Source organism: Sulfurospirillum oryzae (assembly GCF_025770725.1).
In the GTDB taxonomy this organism is placed as follows: Bacteria; Campylobacterota; Campylobacteria; order Campylobacterales; family Sulfurospirillaceae; genus Sulfurospirillum; species Sulfurospirillum oryzae.
Genome location: NZ_JANZKZ010000001.1, coordinates 40,364 through 65,203, shown reverse-complemented (window position 1 = coordinate 65,203; position 24,840 = coordinate 40,364). Strand labels below are relative to the sequence as shown.

Below are 24,840 nucleotides of genomic sequence, written 5' to 3'. Positions count from 1 at the left end.
ATGACAGATGGTAGCAGAAGAGGGGTTTTCGCCTCTCTTTTTGGTAAAAAAAAGGCGCAAAAAAATCAAAATGAGTTGTGTGTGCGCCCTCCTTACCATCAAGAGGGGTATGAATTTTTGGATCATTGCGTTACATGTAAAGATACGCCTTGCATGGAAGCGTGTGAAGAAAATATCATCCTCTTGGATGCTACCACCCATACACCTTGCGTAGACTTTACAAAAGGCGGATGTACCTTTTGTGAGGCGTGTGCAAGAGCGTGTCCGAACGACGTTTTAAGCCTTTCATGTAACGATGAAAAAAACTTACATGTCAAAGCTGAGATTGATATAATGGCATGTATGGCATGGCATCAAAGTTTGTGCAATAGTTGCCTTGATACGTGTGAACCAAGAGCCATTCATTTTTTGGGACTTTGGAAACCTACGATTGAGATAGACCAGTGCATTGGATGCGGTATGTGCATAGGCATTTGTCCAAGCGATGCAATTCGGATCAAAGAGGAAGGGAAGGCATGAAATATCTTCTTTTTTTAAGTGTGTGTGCAAGCTTACTTTGGAGTGGTGAATTAACGCCACAACACATCATAGAAGCATCCGGTACCGTACAGCAAATAGCACTTGTCAATGATAAAATCATTGCAGGGACGAGTAATGGAACGCTTGAAACCTATAAACTAAGCGACGTAACGAAACTTTCTAAAATAGAATTTCCCAAAATCAAAGACTTTACAGCAGATGAGATAGCACCTAAGGTTTTTTCCGTGGACATGATAGATAAAACGCTTCTTGCCGTCGTTCAAACCAGCAGTGGTGCAAGGGAACTTTATCTTGTTGAAGAGGGTAAGCCTAAAGTGATTATTGATGCTCACGCAAACCTTTTCATTTCTAAAGCCAAATTTATCGATAAAAACCGCATTTTAGTAGCGCTTTTAAGCAACGAGCTTTTTTTGTGGGATATTAAAAATAAAAAAGAGATATACCGTATCCAGCCTAATCCTTCGCATTTTAGTGATTTTGCCTTGAATGAAAATAAGACAATGTTTGCAAGCTCTTGTGAGTCAGGTGAGATTACTATTATTGATGCGCTCAATGGAAAGATATCCACCGTGCTTAAAGGCGGTAATGTGGACAATGTCTATAAAGTTGACTTTAAAAAAGAGAAAGTTTTGTGTGCGGGGCAAGACAGACGAGGCATTGTTTACGATATTGGAAGTGGTGGCTTTGAGCGGTTTGATGGCTCATTTCTCATTTATGCGGGTGCCCTTAGCCCAAACCTCAATTTAGGTGCATTTGCCTTTAATGAACAAAACGATATTGTGTTGTTTGATCTTATTTCTAAACGTAAAGTCCATACGTTAAAAGGGCAAAAAAGTACGCTTAATACCATCATTTTTGCCAGCGACAAAGAACTCGTCAGTGCAAGCGATGATCAATTTATTATGATTTGGAGACTGCCATGAATATTTCAAGTATTGTGATACAAACAAAGCCTGAGTATGTTGAAGAAATTATTGCAACATGCGAAGCGAATGATTTTTGCGACTACCATTTTCACGATATTGAAAAAGGAAAAATTGTTGTGACCATCGAGGGCGAAAATCTCGATGAAGAGATGTCAAAAATGAAAAAGATTGAAAAAATCCCTCATGTTATCTGTGCCGATATGATGATGGCATACAGTGAAGATGAACTAGACGCGGAGAGAGAAAAGCTAGAGCAATCACCCAGTGTTCCACCCATACTCAATGATGAAAATGTTGCCCTAAAAGACATTGTCTATAAGGGTGATTTGAAGAAAAAAATACACTAAAGGCATCTTATGCAAACGACCTATCAGATGTTTGTTGAAACGTCGGTTCCAAGTGATGAACTCATTATCTCACGTACGGATTTAAGTGGAAAAATAACGTATGCCAACGAAACATTTGCTCGCATTTCTGGTTATGCGATTGATGAGCTCATTGGAAAGCCTCATAACATTGTTCGTCATCCCGATATGCCTCACTCTGTTTTTAAAACACTCTGGGAAACGCTTGGACGAGGTGAAATGTGGAAAGGGTATGTCAAAAATCTTCGCAAAGATGGAGGCTACTACTGGGTCTATGCTGAAGTTTCGGGTGTCTATAAAGACGGCGTACTGGTTGAGTACAAATCTCTTCGAGCACCCATGGATGAAGAGACAAAAATTAAGATGCAACGCGAGTACGATGAATGTAAAAAAGACGAAGAAAACACGAGTAGAGCAGTGATTTACTTGCAAAGCTCTTTGGTGGAAAAAATCGAAAAATTAGCACGCGAGAAAAATCGTCCAGCCGATGAGATTATTAATGAGATATTAAGCGACACGCTCTTTTAGAGGAGTCTTAAGCCCTTTCTCGCTATACTATCCTTAAAATATACTAAATACGAGGTAATATATGGGCTTAGGTGTCGGTATCGTAGGACTCCCCAATGTTGGAAAATCAACCACTTTTAATGCACTTACCAAAGCGCAAAATGCAGAATCTGCAAACTATCCTTTTTGTACAATAGAGCCAAATAAAGCTGTCGTACCTGTTCCAGATCCAAGACTTGAAGAGCTTGCAAAGATCGTCAATCCTGAGCGCATTCAGCACTCCACGGTGGATTTTGTTGACATCGCTGGTTTGGTTAAAGGTGCAAGTGCGGGCGAAGGACTTGGCAATCAGTTTTTATCAAACATTCGTGAAGTCGAAGTCATTTTACACATGGTACGTTGTTTTGAAGATGAGAACATCACGCATGTTGAAAACAGCATCAATCCCCTTCGTGATATTGAGATCATCGAGAGTGAGCTTATCTTTGCCGATGTTCAACAACTCGACAAAAAGCTAGACCGTCTCAAACGTCAAGCCAAACTCGAAAAGGGTGCGCAAGCGATGGCAGAGATTGCCACAGAACTTCGAGCACATCTTGATGACATCAAACCTGTCAGTACGTTTGCTCGCAAAGACGATGAAAACTTCCAAGCACTCGATAAAGAACTACGTTTCCTCTCTAACAAAACCATCATTTACGGTGCCAATGTCGATGAAGCAGGCTTACTCGAAGAAAACGAGCATGTCAAAGCGGTAAAAGCACACGCTAAAGAGGTCGGTGCGGACGTCGTTGTTTTATGTGCCAAAGTTGAAGAAGAGATGATCGCCCTTGAAGAGGAAGAAGCCGAAGAGTTTTTAAAAGAGCTTGGCATCGAAGAATCAGGTCTTAAACAGATCATTCGCCTAGCGTTTGACAAACTCGGTCTTGCATCTTACTTCACCGCAGGTGTGAAAGAAGTTCGCGCTTGGACGATTGAAAAGGGCTGGAAAGCTCCTAAGGCTGCGGCGGTTATCCATAACGATTTTGAAAAAGGATTCATCCGTGCAGAAGTCATTGGCTACAATGATTTTATCGCATACAAAGGTGAAGCTGGCTCAAAAGAGGCGGGTAAAATGCGCCTAGAAGGTAAAGAATACATCGTTCAAGATGGCGATGTCATGCACTTTAGATTTAACGTATAACTTTTAAATCCTTTTACATGTAAGCCTTACATGTAAAAGGACTTTTCTTTTTATTCTCCGCTTTCAGTTTCCCCATCATACGCCATAATGCCGTATTCGAGATTTATCACCGTTTTATAGCCCATGTGTTTTAAGATACGTTGGCAATACGCACTTCGGCTTCCACTGTAACAGTAAACGATGACAGGTGTGTTCTCTTTGCCATTGAGTTGGGAGAGAGCGTTGTGAAAACTCGTTGTTGGGATCAAAAAGTCTGTTCCCTTGATGCGCTCACTCATCCACTCCATCCACTCTCTCGTATCCACAAGATTGAATTTCACACAGCCTTGCTCTCTCGCTTCGAGTAACGCTTCAAGCTCATTGCCATCAACCTGCTCTTTTTTCATCAAGGCTTCGCACTCTTCTTTGCTGAGACCTCTTGAATGGGTATGGGCGACTTCTTCCATGTTTTCGGCTTGGGCGAGTTCATGCGCATGCTCGGGGGTACAAAAGATCGTACAGTGACATTTACCATGTTGGGGGATTTCTACGCTAAGAGCTGGCGTGCAAGGGCACAAACGGTTGTCAGCCTTCGCTTGCTCTTCAAGGGTATTTCCTATAACCATAAAACAAGGGCAGTAGCGTTTGCCATAAATGAGCTTATTGCGTGTTAAACCTTGTTGAATGGACTCTTTTACTTCTTCTAATGGCGTGTAAGCAAAGCCAAATTGCGCACATACTTTGTCGGTAAAGAGTTCCGTTTTTTCAAATTCTGCTATAAATTCGGGGGAATTCATATCTATTTTTGTTATCAAACACATTCCTTTTATTTATTTTTATGCACCATTATAGAAAGTTTGTATTGGAAGAAAATTAAATAAAGGTTTTACATGTAAAGCCTCAAGAAAAAGAGGAGTTTGTGCTTTACATGTAAAAGAGGGTTCTAAAACAACTTGGGTTTCCCGAAATGGTATCCTTGCGAGTAGTCAATTCCCATATCACGTACAATTTCATAGATTGCTTCATTCTCTACAAATTCCGCGACAGTTGTGAGGCGTTGTTTTTTAGCGAAAAGGATCATTGTCTCTACGATATGCTGATTTACCTGATTGTTGTGAATATTTTTAATAAGGCTACCATCGATCTTAAGAATGTCAGGTTCATACGAGAGCAGTCGCTCAAAGTTTGAGTATCCTGTTCCAAAGTCGTCAATGGCAATTTTGACACCTTTGGCTTTAACGGTTTGTATAAATTTCTTAATCACAAAAAAATCTTTTATATCTTCACTCTCCAACAGTTCAAAAATGATGCGATGCGCCTCATCACTGTGTTGGGTAAGTAAGGCTTCGATATAGCTTGTGATCTCGTCACGTTCGATGTCATGAACCGAAAGATTGATGGAAATAGAAACCTCAGGAATTTTATAAAGAGCTGCAAAAGAGTTCTCTAAAACGATTCGGGTGATTTTAGAGTAATAACGTCCTTTTTTGGCAGTTTCAAGAAAATAAAAAGGCGTTAAAAGCTGTCCATCTTCCGTCACAAGACGCACGAGCGATTCGTATTTTTCAATTTTTTGCGTTGTATTATTGACGATAGGCTGAAAATAAGAGATGATTTTGCGGTTATCAATCGCTGTTTTGATCATGTGAATGGTCTCAATATTTTTGAGTGCATTGTCATACTCAATGCCAGAGAGTCCATCGGCATAAACGATGGGTTGTTTGCTTTGAATAGCATTTTCGATACCAATCTTGGCATCTTCAAAGATTCTAAATATGCCATAAGTAAAGCTACAAATGGCGGAAATATCATATTCTATAGAGTCTATTTTGACGATGTATTCTTTGACGTTGGCTAAAAACTGCTCTAAAACGGCATAAATTTCCTCTTTTGTCGCTTTGCAATTACGCCTGTCAATCGCAAAAGCATAAAGCCCGTTTCCAAGATGGTAAACACGCTGAAATCCCCACCTATTAGGCATAAGATAGAGCATGTTTTTACCAAAAGCATCTTCGATTTTCTCGACACTGGCTTTATCGTAAAATTTTTCTAAAATAGGATAGTCTTCAATCTGCACCAAGATAAGTACCGAAAGACGGTTGGCTTCCAAAAAGTCAAAAAGCTGTTTTTTATCGCTCATGATAGCCGTGATGTCATGGCGTAAAGAGATGAACTCTTCGACTTCTCCTTTGGGATTTAAGATAGGTTGAACGGTCGTTTTAACGTAGTAGGTGTCACCGTTTTTAGCGCGGTTCTTGACAATGCCTTGCCATGTTTTTTTTTCATCTTTGATGGTTCTCCAAAGATCTCTAAAAGCAGCTTTTGGCATATCGGGATGGCGGATAATGTTGTGAGCTTTACCAATAAGCTCATCTCTTTTATAGCCTGAAATTTGGCAGAATTTGTCGTTGACAAAAGTGATAACACCCTTAGGGTCAGTTTTGGAGATAATAGAGCTGGTGTTGGTAATATTTTCATACTGTTTGAGCAAAAGAGCACTTTTGGTATTTTCTCGTTTTAGATGAATCTTTTCGAGGACTTTACCCAGTGTCGAGATCATAGGTGCAATGCTAAGAGGCTTTAGCAAATAGCCATCGACACCCGCTTCAATGGTCTGTGCAAGATAGTTTGCTTCGTTATGTGCAGATAAAACAATAATGGCAACATCGGGATTGATGTGGCGTATGCTATGGATCAGCTCTATGCCATTCATGTGTGGCATTGTTATGTCAGTGATGACCAGATCGATGTTGGCGTGATGGGCGGCATACAAGCGTGCACCATCCTTCCCATCAACCCCTACGATAACATCATTGAACAATTCTGAAAAAAGGCTGGTTGCAGCATCCCTCGCTTGGGTGTCATCTTCAATGTAAAGAAGCGTCATCCCCCGACTCATTTGTTTGAGTGATGCTGTCTTTGTGCTCTCCATCGCGTATTCCCCCTATAGGTTGTCCAAATTTGACACGAGAGATTCCTTCAAGTTCGAGATTGACGGACTCTTTTTCAAAAAGCATAACGATGGTTGAACCCATCTCAAAATGTCCGAGTTCGTCTCCTTTTGTAACAAAAAGATCATCGTACATGTAACACTGTTGAATACTGGCTTTTGCATTGGTTTGGATGTTTTTATCGAATGTAAATGCCATTTTTCCGACGTTGAGTGCGCCTACAAAAACCATATAAAACAGTTTGTTCTCTTTGGTATAGCATTCTAACACAACACGTTCATTTTCGACAAAAAGTCCCTGAATTTTTTTTAACCAAGTGAAGTTAACGGGGTAAAGATGACCGGGTATATGTACGGCTTTAGCGATGCGCATATCTATAGGCGCATGGTAGCGATGGTAATCGCTTGGAGAGAGGTAAAAATTGACAAACTCGCCACCCTCTAAACGCTCTTTTTCACGTTTAGCGATGTAGTCGCCTAGCAAGCCCTGCACATTGTAGCTAAAGCCTTTAATCTGTAAAGCAAGGTTGTTTTCGATCTTTCCAAAAGCACTCACAATGCTATCGCACGGCGAAATAAGCGTTTTTTCATTGATATTAAAAAGACGACGCATTTTAAAACGTCTGGTAAAAAGCGCATTAAGGCTTTTGTATAAGTGTGCTTCTTCAAATTCCATCAAATCAACCTTCATCATAGAAGCGTAGGTTTTGTTGATGGTTCGTTGTATTGGACTTGGGAACTCTTTGGACGCAAAGGCACCAAAAAGGCGAGACGCAATAGAACTCTTAAAGTTAGGGTAACGTTGCATAGGACTCTTTCGATATTTATTTTCATAAGATTTCTTTGAGGTTTTGATTATACCAAATCAACGGACGATTTTTAGCAAAAAATGTGATATATTTGCGATATGAAAACAACACACCCCCAATCTTTTGATCAAATGATCACCCATACCGATATGTTAGCCAACCTTTCCCATCTAGGTTACAACACAATGACGCCTGTTCAAGAGGCAACATTACCGCACACATTAGCAGGACGCGACATCATTGCCAAAGCCAAAACAGGCAGTGGAAAGACCGCTGCGTTTGGGCTTCCGCTTCTTTTAGCTTTACATGTAAACTCCATGCGCATCCAATCGGTCGTGCTTTGCCCAACGCGTGAACTTGCCGAACAAGTAAGTGCGGAGCTAAGACGGCTCGCCAGATTTGCTCATAACATCAAGATCGTGACACTGTGTGGCGGAACGCGTTTTGTGCCTCAGTGCATCAACCTAGAGCATGGAGCTCATATCGTCGTGGGAACGCCGGGGCGTATATTGCAACATTTGCAAGAAAAAACGATCACTTTTGAGCACATCAAAACATTGGTGCTTGATGAAGCAGACCGCATGCTCGACATGGGTTTTTACGAGGACATCGAAAAGATCATCGCTAAGATGCCAAGCAAACGCCAAACGCTGCTTTTTTCTGCCACCTTTCCTAAAGAGATAGAGCAGATGTGCAACGAAGTGCAAAGCAATGCCATTCGCGTCAGCATCGAAGAAGAGGCACATACTTCACCCAACATTACGCAAATTTGTTACAGTGTTGAAGCACGCGAAAAAGAAGCGGCACTTAAAGGTGTTTTACTGGAGAGCGACGCTAAGTCTGTCATCATCTTTTGCAAAACCAAAGTAGGGGTTGCCGAGCTTCAAGGCTACCTTTACGATGAGGGGTTTGATGCGCTCTCTTTGCACGGTGATTTAGAGCAAATCGACCGTGACGAGCACCTGCTTCTCTTTGCCAATGGCAGTGCGCAAATTCTCGTTGCCACCGATCTTGCTTCCCGTGGGCTTGATGTCAAAGATGTCGAGATGGTCATCAACTACGAGCTTCCTCAAACAATGGAAATCTACACCCATCGCATCGGACGAACAGGGCGTATGGGAAAAGAGGGCATGGCGGTGAGCTTTGTCACGCCAAGAGAAGAGAGCTTTTTTGAAGAACTCAAAGAGTCCAATTTTGCCTTTACATGTAAAAGCATTGGCGATCTAAATCCGACCCTAACAAAACCTAAAAAAGCTTTGTACATCACACTTTGCATCGATGGTGGCAAAAAACACAAAATGCGCGCAGGCGACATCTTAGGCACACTCACCAAAGACATAGGACTCGAAGCTGGCGTCATCGGTAAAATCGACATCTTAGATAAATTCTCTTATGTTGCTATAGCGCGTGAATACGCCGATAAAGCCTTTAATGGGCTGTGTGCTACGACCATTAAAAATAGGCGGTTTAAGATATGGAAGTTGGGGTAAAGATTTACATGTAAAGTGGTGAGAGCCTAACCTCTCACCACTTTCAACCAGTTATAAATCGTAGCCTTCGAGACATTTAAAACTGAGCAGATGTACCCCACGACATTGCGAATGGCGAAGATGCCTTCACTCTCTAAGAAAATGACCAACTCTTTTTTATCGTCGCTTGAAAGACCTGAAAGGGCGATGTTTTTACTGCTCAAATATTTTTCTATCGTTTCATCCGTATGCTCTCTCCAACTTTGTGAAAAAAGTACCGGTGGTTTTGGCTCAGAGTCGTTTACATGTAAAAAGCCTTTGAGTGATTCAAACAGCGATGCAATAGGCTCAGTGTTGTAGTTGATGCAGATCATTCCAATGGGTTTTTCATCTACGTCTCGCACGATGATACTCACCGCTTTGAGGCGTTTGCCCTCACTGCTGGTTTTATCATAAGGTCCAACCCAGTTCTCTTTGATACTGTTTAAGTCTTTTAGCTCGCTAATCATCGCATCGCCGACGCGACGTTTTGAGAAAGCATTGACGATGTGAACGAGTTTTTTAGCTTCCAAGTCGTGCATCACAACTTCAACATTTGGGTAAAATAGTTTAGCAACAGCATCGCATAGTGCGACATAAGGTTTGAGTTCTTTTTTCATACGGAAATCATAACACAACTTTTTGAAAAATTATATTGATAAATTGTCTAATTTAGACTATAATTCTAAAAAATAGGTCAAAGGAGTTTTAAAATGGCAATCGGTTTTATAGGTTTAGGCAATTTAGGTACAGCCATCGCAAAGCGTTTAATGAGCATGAATGAAGAGGTTATCGTTTGGAATCGCACCAAAAGCAAGGCAGAAGCGAAAGGCTTTGTTTGTGAGAGTTCTCCCAAAGTACTCTTGGAAAAATGCGACACAGTGCTTTTGTGTCTGTTTGACTCCGCAGGTGTTCGTGATGTTTTAACAATGGAAAACGGACTTTTAAGCGGTGCTTTAAAAGGCAAAACCATCATCGATCTTAGTACCAACCATTTCAACGATGTTATTGAATTTCATGCGATGGTTGAAAAACAAGGTGGCAATTACCTTGAATGCCCAGTGCTTGGAAGTGTTGTGCCAGCGAGCAAGGGTGAGTTGACCGCTGTTTGTGCGGGGCGTGAGAGTGTTTTTCTTACATGTAAACCACTGCTTGAGAAATTTGCTTCGACGATTTTTCATCTGAAAGAGGCTGGCTTTGCGGCGAAAATGAAGCTCATCAATAACCTCTGTTTGGGTTCATTTATGGCGACCATTGCCGAGTGTACGGCTCTTGGTGAAGCGTGTGGCATCGATAAAAAAGAGTTGTTGGACATTTTGGGTGCGGGGGGAGGAAAGTCTCTTGTTCTTGCGGCTAAAACACAAAAGCTTATCGATGAAGACTTTAGCCCGCATTTTAGCACTTCAGCGATTACCAAAGATTTGCATTGTCTGCAAGACTTGGCATACAGTTTGAACCGTCCGCTTTATACGGCGAGTGTCACCAAAGAGCTTTTTTCCAAAATGAAAATGATGGGAAAAGGTGATGAGGACTTTAGTTCTATTTATCAGCTTTTCAAAGCGTAACACTTTATGGGCGTTTGAGATTTTAAACGCCCACTCTTTACATTTTAGAAAAAGCTGTGCTATACTTCACGTTACAAATTTTCTTAAAGGAGAACAGATGGAAACTTTTATCAACCATCAAACCATACATCAACCTCAGAGCATTGCGCAATTTTCTAACGCATCACTCGTCGTCGTCCTCCTTCTGAAGCTCCGTTAAACCTTCACACTCACCCCATTTTTTTTCACTGTTGATTTTTAAATTGGCTTTTTAGCCCTGAGGATACCTCTATCTAAATTGCACAATTTTCATCATTTTCATTGTTGTTTTTCTTGCCATAACGCAAGATTTTTCTGCCTGATTTTAGGCATATATGAGCTTTTGGCTCATTTTATAACTTAAGGATATTTCTATGCAAAGTACACAAACATTTAAAAAATACAAACCGTACCCATTGGTACATTTAGCTCACAGAGAGTGGGCAAGTAACGTTATAACAGGTGCTCCCATTTGGGTTAGTACGGACTTACGCGATGGCAATCAAGCCCTTGTAGAGCCGATGAATGCGACCAAAAAATTGGCGTATTTTCAAAAATTGGTTGAGATGGGATTTAAAGAGATCGAGATCGCGTACCCGAGTGCTTCACAAACGGACTTTGACTTTTGCAGAACGTTGATCGAGCAGAACTTGATCCCTGATGATGTTAGGGTTGCGGTTTTGATGCCTTCCATTGAAAAACACATCAAAAGAACCTTTGAAGCGATGAGCGGGGCTAAAAAAGTAACGATGCACCTTTACAATCCAACCGCGGACAATCAGCGCAAAATTGTGTTTGACAAAAGCAAAGCGGAGATTATTGCTTTAGCGGTTGAGGGCACACGCATCATCAAAGAAGAGGCGGCAAAATTCAAAGGTGACGTGATGTTTCAGTATTCACCTGAGAGCTTTTCGCAAACGGAGTTGGAGTTTGCGCGCGATGTGGTGAATGCGGTTATTAGCGAGTGGATGCCAACGAAAAATGCACCGATGGTTATCAACTTACCGAACACCTTAGAGGCATGCACACCCAACATTTATGCCGATAGAATCGAGTGGATGAGCAAACAAATGTTGGAGAGAGACAGCGTTATTTTAAGTGTTCACCCGCACAATGATAGAGGCACGGCGGTTGCGAGCGCGGAGATGGCGATCTTAGCAGGTGCGCAAAGAGTTGAGGGGACATTGATGGGCAATGGCGAGAGAGCGGGCAATGTTGACTTAATCACGATGGCGTTCAACCTTTATTCGCAAGGGATTGACCCGATGTTGGATATTTATAACATTGATACAATTTTGCAGGAGATCATCACTTTGACGCACAGCACGATTCCTCCCCGTCACCCTTATGTAGGTTCTATGATTTACACGGCTTTTTCGGGTACCCATCAGGATGCAATAAAGAAGGGTATGGAGTTTCAAAAGGTGGCGTTAGATGGCTATTGGCACGTACCGTACCTTGTGATCGACCCGAAGGATATCAAGCGGGATTACCGTGATGTGGTGCGCATCAACTCGCAGTCAGGCAAAAGTGGTGTGGCGTATGTTCTCAAAGAGTTTTACGGCATTGAGACGACGAAAAATATGCAGATTGAAATCGCCACAGAGGTACAAAGGCTTTGCGATGAAAAAGGCATCGAAGTCAATGCCGAAGAGATTTTTAAAGTTTTTAGACAAATTTGTAAGCTTTGATCTTTTACATGTAAAGAGGAAAAACGATGAGTGAACAATGGAAAGCAAGCGATTATGCGTCAAATTCAAAAGGGCAGGCTGTTTGGGCGAATGAGTTGATCGAAAAGATGGAGCTAAAAGGCGATGAGTCCATCTTGGATATTGGGTGTGGCGATGGAAAGATCACTGATGTGCTGAGTCGTCACACCTGCGGTGAAGTGGTCGGCATCGACTTTAGTAGCGAAATGATTACGTATGCAAAAGCTGCTTTTTCGAAGCCAACTTTTCTGCAGATGGACGCACAAGCTTTGAGTTTTGGTGAGCGTTTTGATGTTGTTTTTTCCAATGCGGCATTGCACTGGGTGAAAGACCATAAAGCAGTCTTAGAAGGAATCTATAAAGCGCTAAAACCAAAAGGCAGAGCGATTTTACAGATGGGAGGAGCGGGAAATGGCGAAAAAGTGTTTGAAGCATTGGGGCAAATTTTTCCACACTATGCGACGTATTTTGAAGCGTTTGAGATGCCTTATACCTTTCATTCGGACAAAACTTATGAGGTCTTGCTCTCAGATATGGACTTTAGCTCACATACGACTAGCTTAGTGTTTAAAGATATGGTGCATGAGGATGTTAAGGCGTTCCAAGGCTGGATCGAGACAACATGGTTTCCTTTTATCAATCCTATTCCACGTGAGAAAAAGGCAGCATTTATTAAGGAGTGGATAGAGGCTTATTTGGCGCTTTGTCCAGTTGATCATGAAGGAAGAGTGCATGTTGCTATGATGCGCCTTCAAGTGGAATTGATCAAGTAAAACCTTTTACATGTAAAGAGTTTTGATGTGCATCAAAACAAATTCGAGCATGTTGTACTAAAATATGCGAAGAAGATTAAGGAGTGAGCATAATGGCAAAAGTACTCTCGGTACAAGTTGGGCGTGCCAAAGCGTATGGTGATGCACAAGCAAAGGATTTTTTAGAAAAAGAGTGGTTTAGTGCATCGTTTAAAGAAGTTAGCCAAACCCCTCTTTTTGCAAGTTTCAGTGGTTTATCGGGCGATGAGGTCGCCGATAAAATGCACCATGGTGGTATCGATAAAGCCATTTTTGCTAATAGCTATGAAAACTATGCGCATTGGGCTTCATTTTTAGAAGTCGAGTCTTTACCTTATGGTGCTTTAGCGGAAAATCTAACGATAAAAGGCTTGCATGAAAGCAATGTTACGTTAGGAGAAATTCATCAGATAGGTACAGCTATTTTGCAAGTCTCACAGCCGCGAAAACCGTGTTGGAAAATTTCACGAAGATGGAATCATAAAGCCTTTACCAATGAGATTTTTACCAGCGGACTGACGGGATGGTACTATAAAGTGCTGCAAGAAGGCATCATAGGATCTAACAATGACGTGCGGGTAATCAAGCAAAAAAAGACACCTCAAATTTCCATTTTGGAGGCAAATAACGCTTTTAGAGAGCCTGAAAGATACAGGCAAATTCTTGAAACGATTTTAAACATACCTTCTCTTGCAAGTTCTTATCAAGAAAGTATTGTAAAGCGGCTCAATAATGAGAGTGACCTTGGATATATGAAAACGGAGTAAGCCCTATAAGGCACTCTATGATAAAATAGTTCTATCATTTTATGCTGGAGCTTTTGTTATGATTGGCATCGAATTTCTCATCACCTCATTGATTGTTGTGCTCATCCCTGGCACGGGTGTCATTTTTACCATCTCAACGGGCTTAGTACAAGGTCGAAAAGCCAGTGTTTATGCTGCACTTGGATGCACTGCAGGGATTGTACCACACCTTTTAGCAACGATTTTTGGACTTGCTGCCATTATGCACACGAGCGCACTTGCCTTTGAGCTGCTGAAGTTTGCAGGTGTTTTATATCTGTTCTATCTTGCGGTAATAACGTGGAGAGATAAAAGTAGTTTTGAAGCTCAGTCTTTGCCAACACGCTCAAGTGCCATCTCCTTAGCGACCAAAGCATTTTTACTCAACATCCTCAATCCAAAATTGACCATCTTTTTTTTGGCTTTTTTACCACAATTTGTTGCACCTGAAACAACATCGCCATTGGGGGACATGTTGGTTTTAAGTGCGGTTTTTATGCTTATGACATTTGTTGTTTTTGTTATTTATGGTCTTTTAGCACATAGTTTTCGTCAAAGCGTGATGGAATCACACCGCGTGCAAGCATGGTTAAAACGAGGTTTTGCGCTGACCTTTGCAGGGCTTGGAGTTCAACTGGCTTCTTCGACACAGAAGTAAATAGAAGATATTTTATTATGAAATAGTGTTAAAAAAGAAAGATAACGGCATATTAAAGACTTTTGTAATTTTATAAATATGCTCTAAATTGAAATGTTTCCCATAGCGATTGTTCTCACAATTCGAGTAAAAAGCTACTGATTTTATACCAATTTCAAGCGATAAATCCAACTGCGTCATATTTGCTTCTGTACGTAACTGTTTGATTTTGTTTGAAACATCTGCATAAAACTTCATTACTTCTTGATCTGTAGTATTACTAAAATTTTCTTTCATCTTAATTTATCCTATAGGTTAAGTATTAATATAACTTTAGTGATATATAATGCTGAAATCATTATCCTATAGGATAAATTTTAATCATTAGTCATAAATTGGTCATATATTGTTTCCTTAAATACAACTACTGGGTGACTGAATGTATGCTAAGGTTTCAGAACTAATAATAATAATTTAAGAATAGAGATATATGTCACCAAAAATGAGGAGTAAAAATATGTTTGAAACAATAAAGTCAAAGCTAGCATTGCTTTTAGGTGTATCTTTAGCGGGGCTGTTGTTGACAAGTTTTACTGGTGGGCATGGAATAACATCGTGTGGTAATGCTTTAAGCGAGGTAAGTGAAGTTCGATTGCCATCAATCTTAGGGTTAGAAATCATCAATGAGGGACAAACGGCTATCAAAGCCAATATTCTTGAAGTTCCTATCTATGAAAATGACTATAGCTCCCAAAAGGAATTTGCAAAAATTCTAGATCAAGATAAAGCAATTTGGGAACGCATAGACAAAGGCTGGAAAATTTATGAGCCGTTGCCTCAAACAGCAGAAGAAGAAATCCTCTGGAAGCAATTTGAAAAAGAGTGGGCACTTTGGCGAGTTGATGTCGAAAAGCTAAAAGCAGTTACACGTAAGCTTGCCGATAATAAATCAGAAGAGATGCAAAAAAAATTATTTATAGAATTTTATGATTTATATGCCACCAATAAAGTCACTTTTGGTGCCGCTGAAACCACGCTTGGCAAAATCATAGACCTCAATGAGAAAGTTGCAGCTGAGGCAAATAATCAAGGAAAAATAACCATATCTTTTTCTAAATCAACAATGTTAATTGTGGCACTTATAGCCATAGCTATATCTATTTTGATTTCATTACTTATTTCACGCAGTGTAGGCAGGTCGGTAAAATTGGCAGCAGTTGGTTGTCACTCTATGGCTACCAACAAAGATTTATCGAGCGCGATACAAACCAATACAAAAGATGAAATAAACGACACCATGCAAAGCGTCAATGCACTTCTAGAAGAGATATCCCATGCGATTTCAGGAGCAAAAAGCAACGCTATGGAAAATGCCTCGATAGCAGAGGAACTTTCCAACACAAGCTTGCAAATTGGCAAAAGAGCCGAAGAAGAGTCCGCTATAGTAGCACAAACGGTACGTGATACGAAAGAGGTGGCACAAGATATTAGTGAAGCGAGTGAGCAAGCCAATAAAAGTAAAAATGTTACGCTTGTTGCACAAAGCAGCCTTGAAAAAGCACAAGAGATTCTCAACGAAACCATAGATCAGCTCAACCAAACAGTAGAAGCAGAAGCCATGATAAATGACCGTCTTAATCATCTAGCAAGTGAAGCCAATCAAGTGAGAGTCGTGCTTGAGGTGATTGGCGACATAGCCGATCAAACCAATCTCTTAGCGCTCAACGCCGCCATTGAAGCAGCAAGAGCTGGAGAGCATGGACGTGGATTTGCTGTCGTGGCAGACGAAGTAAGAAAGTTAGCTGAACGAACTCAAAAAAGTCTTATCGAAACCAATTCAACGATCAATGTCATCGTTCAATCCATTGGCGACATTAGTGGCGAAATGAATATGAATGCAACGCGTGTTCAAAAACTTGGGCTTCTTGCCAATGAAGTTGAAACGCAAACAGAAGAAGCTGTTAAGATGCTGCAGCAAAGTGTTGTAGCAAGCAATGAAGTTGTGATTAAAACAGAGCACAACGCGAAACTCGTTCATAGTGTGATCATTGAGAAAATTACCATCATTAATTCTCTTTCGAGCTCAAATGCTAGAAGTGTTGAAGAGATAGCAAGTGCTGCTGAACATCTCGCAAAACTCTCTGGATCACTGAACAATACACTCGCTCAATTTAAAACGGTATAAGGGGGAAAAAGGGCTTTACATGTAAAGCCCTAAAGTGTATTAACCGAGGTTGGTATAAACAGCCTGAACATCGTCATCATCTTCGATTTTTTCGATGATTTTTTCGATGTCGGGCATTTGCTCTTCGGTTGGGGTGATAGGTGTGTTGGCGATGCGCTCTAAGGTCGCTTTGGTTAAAGCGATGCCTAAGCGTTCAAATGCGGCACTCAAGCTTCCAAAGTTGGTGTAGTCTGCATAGACTAGGACTACGCCTTCTTCTTCCTCGATCTCTTCAAGTCCAGCATCAATGAGTTCAAGTTCTAACTCTTCGATGTCCATATCTGCGGTTTTAGCAAATTCAAAAACGGCTTTGCGAGAGAACATAAAGTCGAGTGAGCCATTGTTGACCATCTCCCCGCCCGCTTTTTTGAACGCACTTTTGATGTTGGCAACGGTACGGGTGTTGTTGTCAGTTGCGCACTCAACAAAGAAAAGTGAACCATGCGGTCCTTTGCCTTCAAAAGTAACCTCACTAAGAGTTTGTGCATCTTTGCCAAGTGCTCGCTTAATCGCCGCATCGATGTTGTCTTTGGGCATATTTTCCGCTTTAGCATTTAAGATAGCGGCTCTTAGTTTTGGGTTCATATCAGGGTCTCCACCACCATCTTTTGCTGCCATCATGATGGTTCGTCCAAGTCTTGGAAATACGCGTGACATATTTCCCCATCGTTTCATTTTTGCTGCTTTTCGGTATTCAAACGCTCTTCCCATAGGGGTACATTCCTTCTAATGTGTTGTAAAATTTTCCTTATTATACCTTTTTGAAAATAAGAGTATGATTTTGGCAAAAATTGAAAGGGTTGAGATGATGGAAGCACTTAAAAAAATTTATAAAAAGCATGGATTTGAGCTTATTTGTGTTCCCAATAAAGAAGAGGCACTTAGTGTTGCCATGAGTTTCATCAAGCCACATGTAAGCATTGGTATGGGTGGCTCAGTGACGGTAAAAGAAATAGGGCTTTACGATTATATTACTTCTCGTAAAGACATCACCCTTTATAATCAGTATGAAGCAGGGATTAGCATGGAAGAAAATGTTGCTAGAAGACGACAAGGTTTGACCTGTGATCTTTTCATCTCTGGCACCAATGCACTCACAAAAAATGGAGAACTGGTCAATGCCGATGGCAGTGGAAATAGGGTTGCTGCACAGATCTTTGGTCCTAAAAAAGTGCTGATTATTGCTGGCATTAACAAACTTGTTGAGAATGTGGAAGAGGGCTTTAAGCGCATACATGACGTGGCAAGCCCTAAAAACATTGAGCGTTTAAACAATGTCGCTATCAGTTTGGGGAAAGAACCTCGTTATAACATACATAATATTGGTAAAAAATTTGCCTATATTAATGGTGATGAAGAAGGGCGTACAACCATTATTTTAGTCGATGAGGAGCTTGGGTATTAATATGTTTCTATACGAAGCATTTTACATGTAAACATGTAAAGGTGTGACATTTTTAGATTTTCCAAGGAAATTTGCATTAAAGTGGAACTATAAGAAGCTTGTTGTGAAGTGAACAGTAAAATAAAATAGAACAATAAGCCTTTAGTTTAATAAGCAAATTACTTAATAAGGAGCGATCTATGAAAAAATCACTTTTACTAGGCGTTATGGCAGTGAGTCTTGGGACTTCACTTTATGCGGCAGAGTTTATCAATGTTCTCACGGGTGGAACGAGTGGTATCTACTACCCTTTAGGTGTTGCACTTTCCCAGATGTACGCCAAAGCCATCCCCGATTCTAAAACCGCGGTTCAAGCAACTAAAGCGAGCGTTGAAAACCTCAATCTCCTTCAAGCAGGACGTGGTGAAGCGGCGATCTCTTTAGGTGACTCACTCTCCGATGCGTACAAAGGCAATGCGGAAGCTGGCTTTAAAGCACCCCTTTCTAAACTTCGTACTATCGCAGCACTTTATCCAAACTATATCCATTTTGTTGCCGCGGCAGACTCTGGCATCACGTCATTTGCTGACATCAAAGGCAAACGCATCTCTGTCGGTGCTCCAAAATCAGGAACAGAACTTAACTCAAGAGCCATCCTTGCAGCAGCAGGGCTTAGTTATAAAGATTTTGCAAAAGTTGAGTACCTCTCTTACGCTGAGTCTGTTGAGCTCATGAAAAACAGACAACTTGATGTTACATTGCTCTCTTCAGGTGCAGGTGTTGCAGCACTTCGCGATCTTGCGACATCACAAAAAGTAGTTTTCTTGAACATTTCAGAAGAGATTGTTAAAAAAATTGACGATCCTGCATACCAAGTAGGCATCATCCCTGCGAACACATACGAAGGTCAAACGGCTGATGTTAAAACCGTTTCTGTTCAAAATTTCCTTGTAACCCATTCGGGTGTTTCAGAAAAAACCGTCTATACCATGACTAAAACAATGTTTGAAAACTTAGACCAAATGGTCGCAGCACACGCTGCAGCAAAAGGCATTAGCTTAGAAAATGCTGCGAAAAATCCTCCGGCTCCATTGCACCCAGGCGCTGAAAAATACTACAAAGAGATGGGTTTGATTAAATAAAAAATGTTGAAGGAAAGAGTATGTCTGCCTTATTAACCGAGGAAGTTCACGAAGATACTTCTGATTTTGAAGAGCACGGGCACCAGCGGCAGCTTATAGGCTGGGCGTCACGTTTGGTGATGTTTGGTGCGCTTGCATTTTCTGCCTATCAGATTTCTGTTGCGGCGTTTCATCCATTTTCGAGTTTGATTATTCGAGCTTTACATGTAAGCTTTTTGATGTTCCTTATCTTTATGCTTTATCCTGCTAGTTCCAAAGGACGTTCACAGCAGAGTATTCCTTGGTATGACCTTTTGCTTTCCCTTCTTGGGCTTGGGCTTGGTTTTTACCATCTGGTGTTTGAAGCAGATCTTATTGAGCGTTCAGGCGATCCAACAACCGCCGATCTCGTCGTTGCAACACTCGCTTCACTCTTAGTGTTTGAAGCGGCACGCCGTGTGGTGGGGTTTGCTTTAACGCTGGTGTGTGGACTCTTTTTGGCGTATGGATTTTTTGGGCAGTATTTGCCTCTTTCCATCGCACACCGAGGATTTGGTTTTGATCAAATTGTGAGCCAACTCTACCTTGGAAGCGATGGCATTTTAGGCACACCTACATTGGTTTCTGCTACGTATATCTTTTTGTTCATCCTTTTTGGAACATTCTTAGAACATGCAGGAATGATTCGCCTCTTTAATGCGCTTGCTCTTGGGCTTGTTGGACGCGCACAAGGTGGACCTGCTAAGGTTGCGGTTATCTCTTCTGGGCTTATGGGAACTATTTCGGGCTCAGGTGTTGCCAATGTTTTAACCGTTGGACAATTTACGATTCCATTGATGAAACGCTTTGGCTATAGCTCTGTTTTTGCGGGCGCTGTTGAAGCGACTTCTTCTATGGGCGGGCAAATTATGCCTCCTGTTATGGGTGCGGTAGCGTTCATTATGGCTGAGACGCTGAATGTGCCATACTCTGACATCGTTATGGCGGCGATTATTCCTGCAATGTTGTACTACTTTACCGCCTTTTGGATGGTGCATCTTGAAGCAGGGCGTTTGAAACTCTTAGGAATTCCTGCCGATCAATGTCCTAATCCTTGGAAAGAGCTCAAAGCGAGTTGGTATTTAGCGCTTCCATTAGCGGCCTTGGTCTATATGCTTTTTCATGGCTTTACACCGATGTTTGCAGGTATGATGGGATTAACACTCACTTCGGTGTTAATCTTAGGAGCGGCTCTTGCAGCGCGCATTTCTCAAGTCGCGTTGCGTTATGTCTTTTGGGTTGCCATTGCCCTTGGAGCATCAACCTTTTTACAATGGGGCATTGTTCCAGTTCTAGGTGTCATTGCTCTTTTGGTTGTCCTTAACTTTGTGGTTCAAGGTGGGCGTGACACACTTCGTACCATGAAAACAGCACTGGTTGATGGCGCAAAACAAGCATTGGGCGTGGGAATCGCTTGTGCGATTGTCGGTGTCATCATTGGTGTTTTAACCCTTACGGGTGCGGCATCAAACTTTGCAGGGTTTATTCTTGAAATTGGAGAAAAAAGCCTCTTTCTTTCATTGCTTTTGACGATGGTGGCGTGTTTGATCTTGGGTATGGGGATTCCTACCATTCCTAACTACATCATCACAAGCTCTATCGCGGCACCCGCACTTTTAAAACTGGGTGTTCCTCTTATCGTCAGTCACATGTTTGTCTTTTACTTTGGCATTATGGCAGATCTTACACCTCCCGTTGCGCTGGCTGCTTTTGCTGCCGCTTCGATTGCCAAAGCTTCTGCGATGAAGATAGGCTTTAAAGCCACGCAAATAGCCGTGGCAGGCTTCGTTGTACCGTTTATGGCGGTTTATGACCCCGCGTTGATGCTTCAAGGTGACCCGACGGTTATGGCAGTGGTTTATGTGGTGATCAAAGCATTACTAGCAATTTACCTCTGGGGTTGTGCGGCGATTGGGTATTTGTGGTCACCACTGAATATGTTTGAGCGTGTCATCGCAGCGTCAACTGCGGCACTTTTGGTAGCCGCCATTCCGTTAACCGATGAAGCAGGGTTTGTACTTGGAGCTCTGTTTATTGCTTGGAATTGGTGGAAAAGCCATAAACAATGATGGCATTATGTCTAAGTTCAGGAGCAATGTCTGTGACACTGTTTCTGAACTCTTTTACCCTCGCATGGATGCATTCGGTTGAAAAAATACGCTGGGAAGAGCAGTGGAAAATTGAAGAAAACTCTTTACATGTAACTTCTGCCAGTGTGCGTGGAAGTGGGGCAGGGATGGAGCCTCCAGAGGATGCCGTGTTTAAAGAGGGTGCTTGGCACTACACGCCACATGTTCCACCGCTTCAAGAACTCCGTCTTACACATTCGCCTTTCACCAAAGAGTATGAACTCTGTTTTGATGGCAGATGCACACCGCTTAGTGACTTTTTTACTTCGCTTCCTCAAATCGACACTATTGTTCTTGAAGCCTGCGAACGCTAGAATACCGCCAATTTCTTACATGTAAGGCTTCTTGTGAAATCAGAACTCAAAAATTACAGTTATATCTTTTTAGGCTCACTCTCTTTGAGCTTCGGTGTTGTTGCCTTGTTTATCCCCAATGCGTTGGTTACGGGAGGAACATCGGGTATGGCGCTCTTGGGGCATTATATTTTTAAACTCCCTGTGGGTGTTTTGATGATGCTCATTAACGCACCGCTTCTGCTTTTAGGTACGAAATACTTTGGGCGTCACTTTACAATTCGAAGTATCATTGCGATTGGCTTTACCTCATTGTGTATAGACGTGATGGTTGAGTTTTTACATGTAAAGGCACTCAGCCACGATGTTATCTTGGCCTCCATCTTCGGAGGAATAGCTATTGGCATCGGTTTGGGGTTTATTTTAAGTGGTCACGCATCCGCTGGAGGCTCAACCATCATTGCTAAAATCGTCGCTTCTAAGACGAGCATTAAAGCCTCTTCGGTGATGCTTTTCATCGATATGCTCATTATCATTGCGATTGCATTTATCTCTAAAAATGTGGACTTGGCATTGTGGAGTTTGGTGAGCATTTACATCACTGCTAAGAGTGTCGATATGTTCTTAACCCGCGGACCTGCTAAAAAAGTAGTGCATATCGTCTCTTCTAAGATCGAAGAACTTTGCTCTCAGATTGTCCTTCATCTGGGCAAAAACGGCACTATTGTTCAAGGTGATGGTATCTATGCGCATGAAAACAAACGTATGATTTTTTTAGTGGTTGAAAATCGTAAAGTGCCTTTACTGAAAGAGTTGATTCAAAAAATTGATAGTGAAGCGTTTATGGTGGTTATGGAAGCCTCAGAACTCTTAGGGCGTGGGCATTAAAACTTACTTTTGATGTTAATCCCAAACTGATCGTTTTGTTTCGCGATGCCTGTTTTGTCGAAAGTAAGACCAAGGTTGAGTCCTTTGGCGATTTCATTGAGCTGAAAATTGCTATACACACCCGTGTAGGAAAGGTTGGTTTGCATCTCATTGGCAATGACATAACGCGATCCTAGTGTAATATCTTGGCGAGGCGAGTAGTTTAGATCAATGGCATACGCGGCGGTATTAGGCGTGTAATTGTTGGAGCTGATCACAGAAGAGGTTGGCAAAAGATGATCTTTTCCCTCTAAATTTCCACTCACACTGTGACTGCCTTCTCCCACTTTTGAGTAGGCGATGTAGCTTCCAAAATTTTCATAATTCACCTGAGCTTTAAGTCCCACAGCATTGGTGGTTGAAAGTCCATTTTGGGAGATATTTTGACGATAGGTATCAGCGTAGTAGTTTGCACTTAGTTTGTAACTAAGGTCATCTGCATTACCACGATAAAGCGCTTCGGTGTAATAGATGGTATTGTCCATGCTACTTTGGTGTGTTTCCGTTGCAAAAGATTGTGTCGCCACTTCAAGTTTAAGACCTCCTATGGGAGCTGTCTGATAGTGAAACAGTATCTTTTGGGTTTTTGTACTTGTATACGCCGCCGTCTCATCTTCGTTGCCTTCATTGTAATTGGCATTGATCTTATGCGTGAGGTTGCCATCGAGCAAGGCATCGATGAGTGAGTCAGCAGCGAAAAGTGAATGGATGAGAAGGATGAAGCTAAGAGTTAATTTTTTCATGATGTTTATGAAAGCGTAAAGCCACCGAAATGGCTTTACATGTAAAGCAGGGGGAATGAATTACATCATTCCGCCCATGCCTCCCATTCCGCCCATGCCACTCATATCTGGCATTGAAGAGGCTTTGTCCTCTTTTGCATTGCTAATAGTAGCTTCCGTTGTCAGAAGTAGACTTGCGACAGAAACCGCATTTTGAAGTGCGATGCGAGAAACTTTAACAGGATCAACGATGCCTGCTTCAAACATATCCACATACTCACCTGTTGAAGCGTTAAAGCCATAGTTTGCTTTGTTGCTTGAAAGAACGTTATTTGCTACAACGCCTGCATCAAAACCTGCATTCTCAGCGATTTGTTTTAGTGGAGCTTTAAGAGCACGTGTAACGATTTCAGCACCGATAGCTTCATCACCTGTAAGGTTTAGTTTGATTTTTGCGTTTGCAAGCAAGAATGCAGAACCACCACCCACAACAATGCCTTCTTCAACAGCCGCTTTCGTTGCTGAAAGGGCGTCATCAACACGGTCTTTTTTCTCTTTCATTTCAGTCTCAGTTGCAGCACCTACTTTGATAACCGCAACACCACCGCTTAGTTTTGCTAAACGCTCTTGGAGTTTTTCTTTATCGTAGTCACTGCTTGTATCAGCGATTTGTGCTTTAATCTGTCCAACACGTGCATCAATGCGAGCTTTTTCGCCATTGCCATTAACGATGGTTGTGTTGTCTTTGTCGATCACGATGCGTGCTGCTTGACCAAGATCTGCTAGTGTAGCCGCCTCAAGGGTGCGTCCTAGCTCTTCGCTGATGACTTCACCACCACTGATGATCGCAATGTCTTCAAGCATCGCTTTTCTTCTATCGCCAAAACCAGGAGCTTTAACCGCAGCGATGTTTAAAACACCTCTTAGTTTGTTAACAACAAGTGTTGCAAGTGCTTCACCATCAATGTCTTCAGCGATGATAAGTAAAGGTTTACCTGTTTTTTGAACTTGCTCTAACACAGGAAGAAGGTCTTTAAGGTTAGAAACTTTTTTGTCATACAATAAAATAAATGGATGTTCCATAATGGTTTGCATTTTTTCAGGGTTGGTTACAAAGTAAGGAGAGAGGTAACCACGATCAAACTGCATACCCTCAACAACGTCTAACTCGTCTTGAATACCTTTAGCTTCTTCAACGGTAATAACGCCGTCTTTGCCTACTTTTTCCATAGCTTCAGCGATTAACTCACCAATAACTGTGTCAGAGTTTGCAGAAATCGTTGCAACTTGTGCGATCTCTTTTTTATCTTTAACCGCTTTTGCCATCGTTTTAAGCTCTGCGATGATCGCTTCAGCCGCTTTGTCCATACCACGTTTTACTTCAACTGGGTTTGCACCTGCAGTGATGTTTCTAAGACCTTCTTTGAAAATAGCGTGTGCTAAAACGGTTGCAGTGGTTGTGCCATCGCCCGCTTGGTCAGCTGTTTTAGATGCAACTTCTTTAACAAGTTGAGCACCCATGTTCTCAATCGTATCTTTAAGTTCGATCTCTTTTGCGACAGAAACACCGTCTTTTGTGATGCTAGGAGCGCCAAAGCTTTTTTGAATCAAAACATTGCGACCACGTGGTCCCATTGTAACTTTTACAGCGTCATTTAGTTTTTTAACGCCCTCATAAAGTGCATTACGTGCGCTATCTGAAAATTGAATCTCTTTTGCCATGTTTATT

Annotated in this window: 25 protein-coding genes; 17 read left to right on the top strand and 8 right to left on the bottom strand. The window is 41.7% G+C overall.

Annotated features, from left to right (window positions below; genetic code table 11):
- From N0B29_RS00330 to ychF, 5 genes are all read left to right on the top strand, one after another.
- A complete protein-coding gene (locus tag N0B29_RS00330; RefSeq protein ID WP_263831725.1) occupies positions 1-519 on the top strand; it encodes a ferredoxin-type protein NapF in 519 nt (172 codons plus the stop codon).
- Entirely contained in the window at positions 516-1,463 is a 948-nt protein-coding gene (locus tag N0B29_RS00325; protein ID WP_263831724.1) for a WD40 repeat domain-containing protein, read from the top strand. The genes N0B29_RS00330 and N0B29_RS00325 overlap by 4 nt, the downstream gene beginning before the upstream one ends.
- Positions 1,460-1,813: a chaperone NapD gene (locus N0B29_RS00320; RefSeq protein ID WP_263831723.1), complete on the top strand. Its 354-nt coding sequence runs from the start codon at positions 1,460-1,462 to the stop codon at positions 1,811-1,813. The genes N0B29_RS00325 and N0B29_RS00320 overlap by 4 nt, the downstream gene beginning before the upstream one ends.
- A 9-nt stretch (positions 1,814-1,822) precedes the next feature.
- On the top strand, positions 1,823-2,359 hold the full coding sequence (locus N0B29_RS00315; protein ID WP_318526680.1) for a PAS domain-containing protein: 537 nt from the start codon (positions 1,823-1,825) through the stop codon (positions 2,357-2,359).
- A 61-nt stretch (positions 2,360-2,420) separates the two neighbouring features.
- On the top strand, positions 2,421-3,521 hold the full coding sequence (gene ychF, locus N0B29_RS00310) for a redox-regulated ATPase YchF (protein WP_263831722.1): 1,101 nt from the start codon (positions 2,421-2,423) through the stop codon (positions 3,519-3,521).
- A gap of 50 nt (positions 3,522-3,571) precedes the next feature.
- Here the strand turns inward: ychF and N0B29_RS00305 are convergent, their stop codons facing one another.
- The 3 genes from N0B29_RS00305 to N0B29_RS00295 form a co-directional block, all read right to left on the bottom strand.
- Positions 3,572-4,315: a ferredoxin-thioredoxin reductase catalytic domain-containing protein gene (locus N0B29_RS00305; protein ID WP_263831721.1), complete on the bottom strand. Its 744-nt coding sequence runs from the start codon at positions 4,313-4,315 to the stop codon at positions 3,572-3,574.
- A gap of 128 nt (positions 4,316-4,443) precedes the next feature.
- Entirely contained in the window at positions 4,444-6,432 is a 1,989-nt protein-coding gene (locus N0B29_RS00300; protein ID WP_263831720.1) for an EAL domain-containing protein, read from the bottom strand.
- Complete coding sequence (locus N0B29_RS00295; RefSeq protein WP_263831719.1) at positions 6,368-7,258, bottom strand: phosphatidylserine decarboxylase; 891 nt, start codon at positions 7,256-7,258, stop codon at positions 6,368-6,370. The genes N0B29_RS00300 and N0B29_RS00295 overlap by 65 nt, the downstream gene beginning before the upstream one ends.
- Before the next feature lie 99 nt (positions 7,259-7,357).
- Here N0B29_RS00295 and dbpA point away from each other — a divergent pair, with 99 nt between their 5' ends.
- A complete protein-coding gene (gene dbpA, locus N0B29_RS00290) occupies positions 7,358-8,749 on the top strand; it encodes an ATP-dependent RNA helicase DbpA (protein ID WP_263831718.1) in 1,392 nt (463 codons plus the stop codon).
- Between the two features lie 26 nt (positions 8,750-8,775).
- On the opposite strand, the gene N0B29_RS00285 is transcribed toward dbpA, so the two are convergent.
- Positions 8,776-9,387 (bottom strand): helix-turn-helix transcriptional regulator, encoded by a 612-nt coding sequence (locus tag N0B29_RS00285; RefSeq protein ID WP_263831717.1) that lies wholly within the window; start codon positions 9,385-9,387, stop codon positions 8,776-8,778.
- A gap of 93 nt (positions 9,388-9,480) precedes the next feature.
- Here N0B29_RS00285 and N0B29_RS00280 point away from each other — a divergent pair, with 93 nt between their 5' ends.
- The 5 genes from N0B29_RS00280 to N0B29_RS00260 all read left to right on the top strand — a co-directional run bounded on the left by N0B29_RS00280 (position 9,481) and on the right by N0B29_RS00260 (position 14,293).
- Positions 9,481-10,332 (top strand): NAD(P)-dependent oxidoreductase, encoded by an 852-nt coding sequence (locus N0B29_RS00280; RefSeq protein WP_263831716.1) that lies wholly within the window; start codon positions 9,481-9,483, stop codon positions 10,330-10,332.
- Between the two features lie 392 nt (positions 10,333-10,724).
- Positions 10,725-12,041, top strand: coding sequence for a 2-isopropylmalate synthase (locus tag N0B29_RS00275; RefSeq protein WP_263831715.1), 1,317 nt, complete (start codon positions 10,725-10,727; stop codon positions 12,039-12,041).
- Between the two features lie 26 nt (positions 12,042-12,067).
- A complete protein-coding gene (locus N0B29_RS00270; RefSeq protein ID WP_263831714.1) occupies positions 12,068-12,832 on the top strand; it encodes a class I SAM-dependent methyltransferase in 765 nt (254 codons plus the stop codon).
- Positions 12,833-12,924: 92 nt separating this feature from the next.
- Complete coding sequence (locus tag N0B29_RS00265) at positions 12,925-13,617, top strand: MOSC domain-containing protein (protein ID WP_263831713.1); 693 nt, start codon at positions 12,925-12,927, stop codon at positions 13,615-13,617.
- 58 nt (positions 13,618-13,675) lie between these two features.
- Positions 13,676-14,293, top strand: a complete 618-nt coding sequence (locus N0B29_RS00260) for a LysE family translocator (RefSeq protein ID WP_263831712.1) — start codon at positions 13,676-13,678, stop codon at positions 14,291-14,293.
- 15 nt (positions 14,294-14,308) lie between these two features.
- Here N0B29_RS00260 and N0B29_RS00255 read toward each other — a convergent pair whose 3' ends face one another.
- Positions 14,309-14,569 carry a helix-turn-helix transcriptional regulator gene (locus N0B29_RS00255; protein ID WP_263831711.1) on the bottom strand — a complete coding sequence of 87 codons (261 nt, stop codon included), beginning with the start codon at positions 14,567-14,569 and terminating at the stop codon, positions 14,309-14,311.
- Between the two features lie 220 nt (positions 14,570-14,789).
- Here N0B29_RS00255 and N0B29_RS00250 point away from each other — a divergent pair, with 220 nt between their 5' ends.
- Positions 14,790-16,457 (top strand): methyl-accepting chemotaxis protein, encoded by a 1,668-nt coding sequence (locus N0B29_RS00250; protein ID WP_263831710.1) that lies wholly within the window; start codon positions 14,790-14,792, stop codon positions 16,455-16,457.
- A gap of 39 nt (positions 16,458-16,496) precedes the next feature.
- Here N0B29_RS00250 and N0B29_RS00245 read toward each other — a convergent pair whose 3' ends face one another.
- A complete protein-coding gene (locus N0B29_RS00245; RefSeq protein ID WP_263831709.1) occupies positions 16,497-17,207 on the bottom strand; it encodes a YebC/PmpR family DNA-binding transcriptional regulator in 711 nt (236 codons plus the stop codon).
- A 97-nt stretch (positions 17,208-17,304) separates the two neighbouring features.
- Here N0B29_RS00245 and N0B29_RS00240 point away from each other — a divergent pair, with 97 nt between their 5' ends.
- The 5 genes from N0B29_RS00240 to N0B29_RS00220 all read left to right on the top strand — a co-directional run bounded on the left by N0B29_RS00240 (position 17,305) and on the right by N0B29_RS00220 (position 22,350).
- Entirely contained in the window at positions 17,305-17,901 is a 597-nt protein-coding gene (locus tag N0B29_RS00240; protein WP_263832470.1) for a lactate utilization protein, read from the top strand.
- Positions 17,902-18,080: 179 nt separating this feature from the next.
- On the top strand, positions 18,081-19,022 hold the full coding sequence (locus N0B29_RS00235) for a TAXI family TRAP transporter solute-binding subunit (RefSeq protein WP_263831708.1): 942 nt from the start codon (positions 18,081-18,083) through the stop codon (positions 19,020-19,022).
- Positions 19,023-19,042: 20 nt separating this feature from the next.
- A complete protein-coding gene (locus N0B29_RS00230) occupies positions 19,043-21,109 on the top strand; it encodes a TRAP transporter permease (protein ID WP_263831707.1) in 2,067 nt (688 codons plus the stop codon).
- Positions 21,106-21,483, top strand: a complete 378-nt coding sequence (locus tag N0B29_RS00225; RefSeq protein WP_263831706.1) for a DUF1850 domain-containing protein — start codon at positions 21,106-21,108, stop codon at positions 21,481-21,483. The genes N0B29_RS00230 and N0B29_RS00225 overlap by 4 nt, the downstream gene beginning before the upstream one ends.
- Before the next feature lie 33 nt (positions 21,484-21,516).
- Entirely contained in the window at positions 21,517-22,350 is an 834-nt protein-coding gene (locus N0B29_RS00220; RefSeq protein WP_263831705.1) for a YitT family protein, read from the top strand.
- Here N0B29_RS00220 and N0B29_RS00215 read toward each other — a convergent pair.
- Positions 22,347-23,132 carry a hypothetical protein gene (locus N0B29_RS00215; protein WP_263831704.1) on the bottom strand — a complete coding sequence of 262 codons (786 nt, stop codon included), beginning with the start codon at positions 23,130-23,132 and terminating at the stop codon, positions 22,347-22,349. The genes N0B29_RS00220 and N0B29_RS00215 overlap by 4 nt on opposite strands.
- Positions 23,133-23,192: 60 nt before the next feature.
- Complete coding sequence (groL, locus tag N0B29_RS00210) at positions 23,193-24,833, bottom strand: chaperonin GroEL (RefSeq protein WP_263831703.1); 1,641 nt, start codon at positions 24,831-24,833, stop codon at positions 23,193-23,195.
- Positions 24,834-24,840 lie beyond the last annotated feature (7 nt).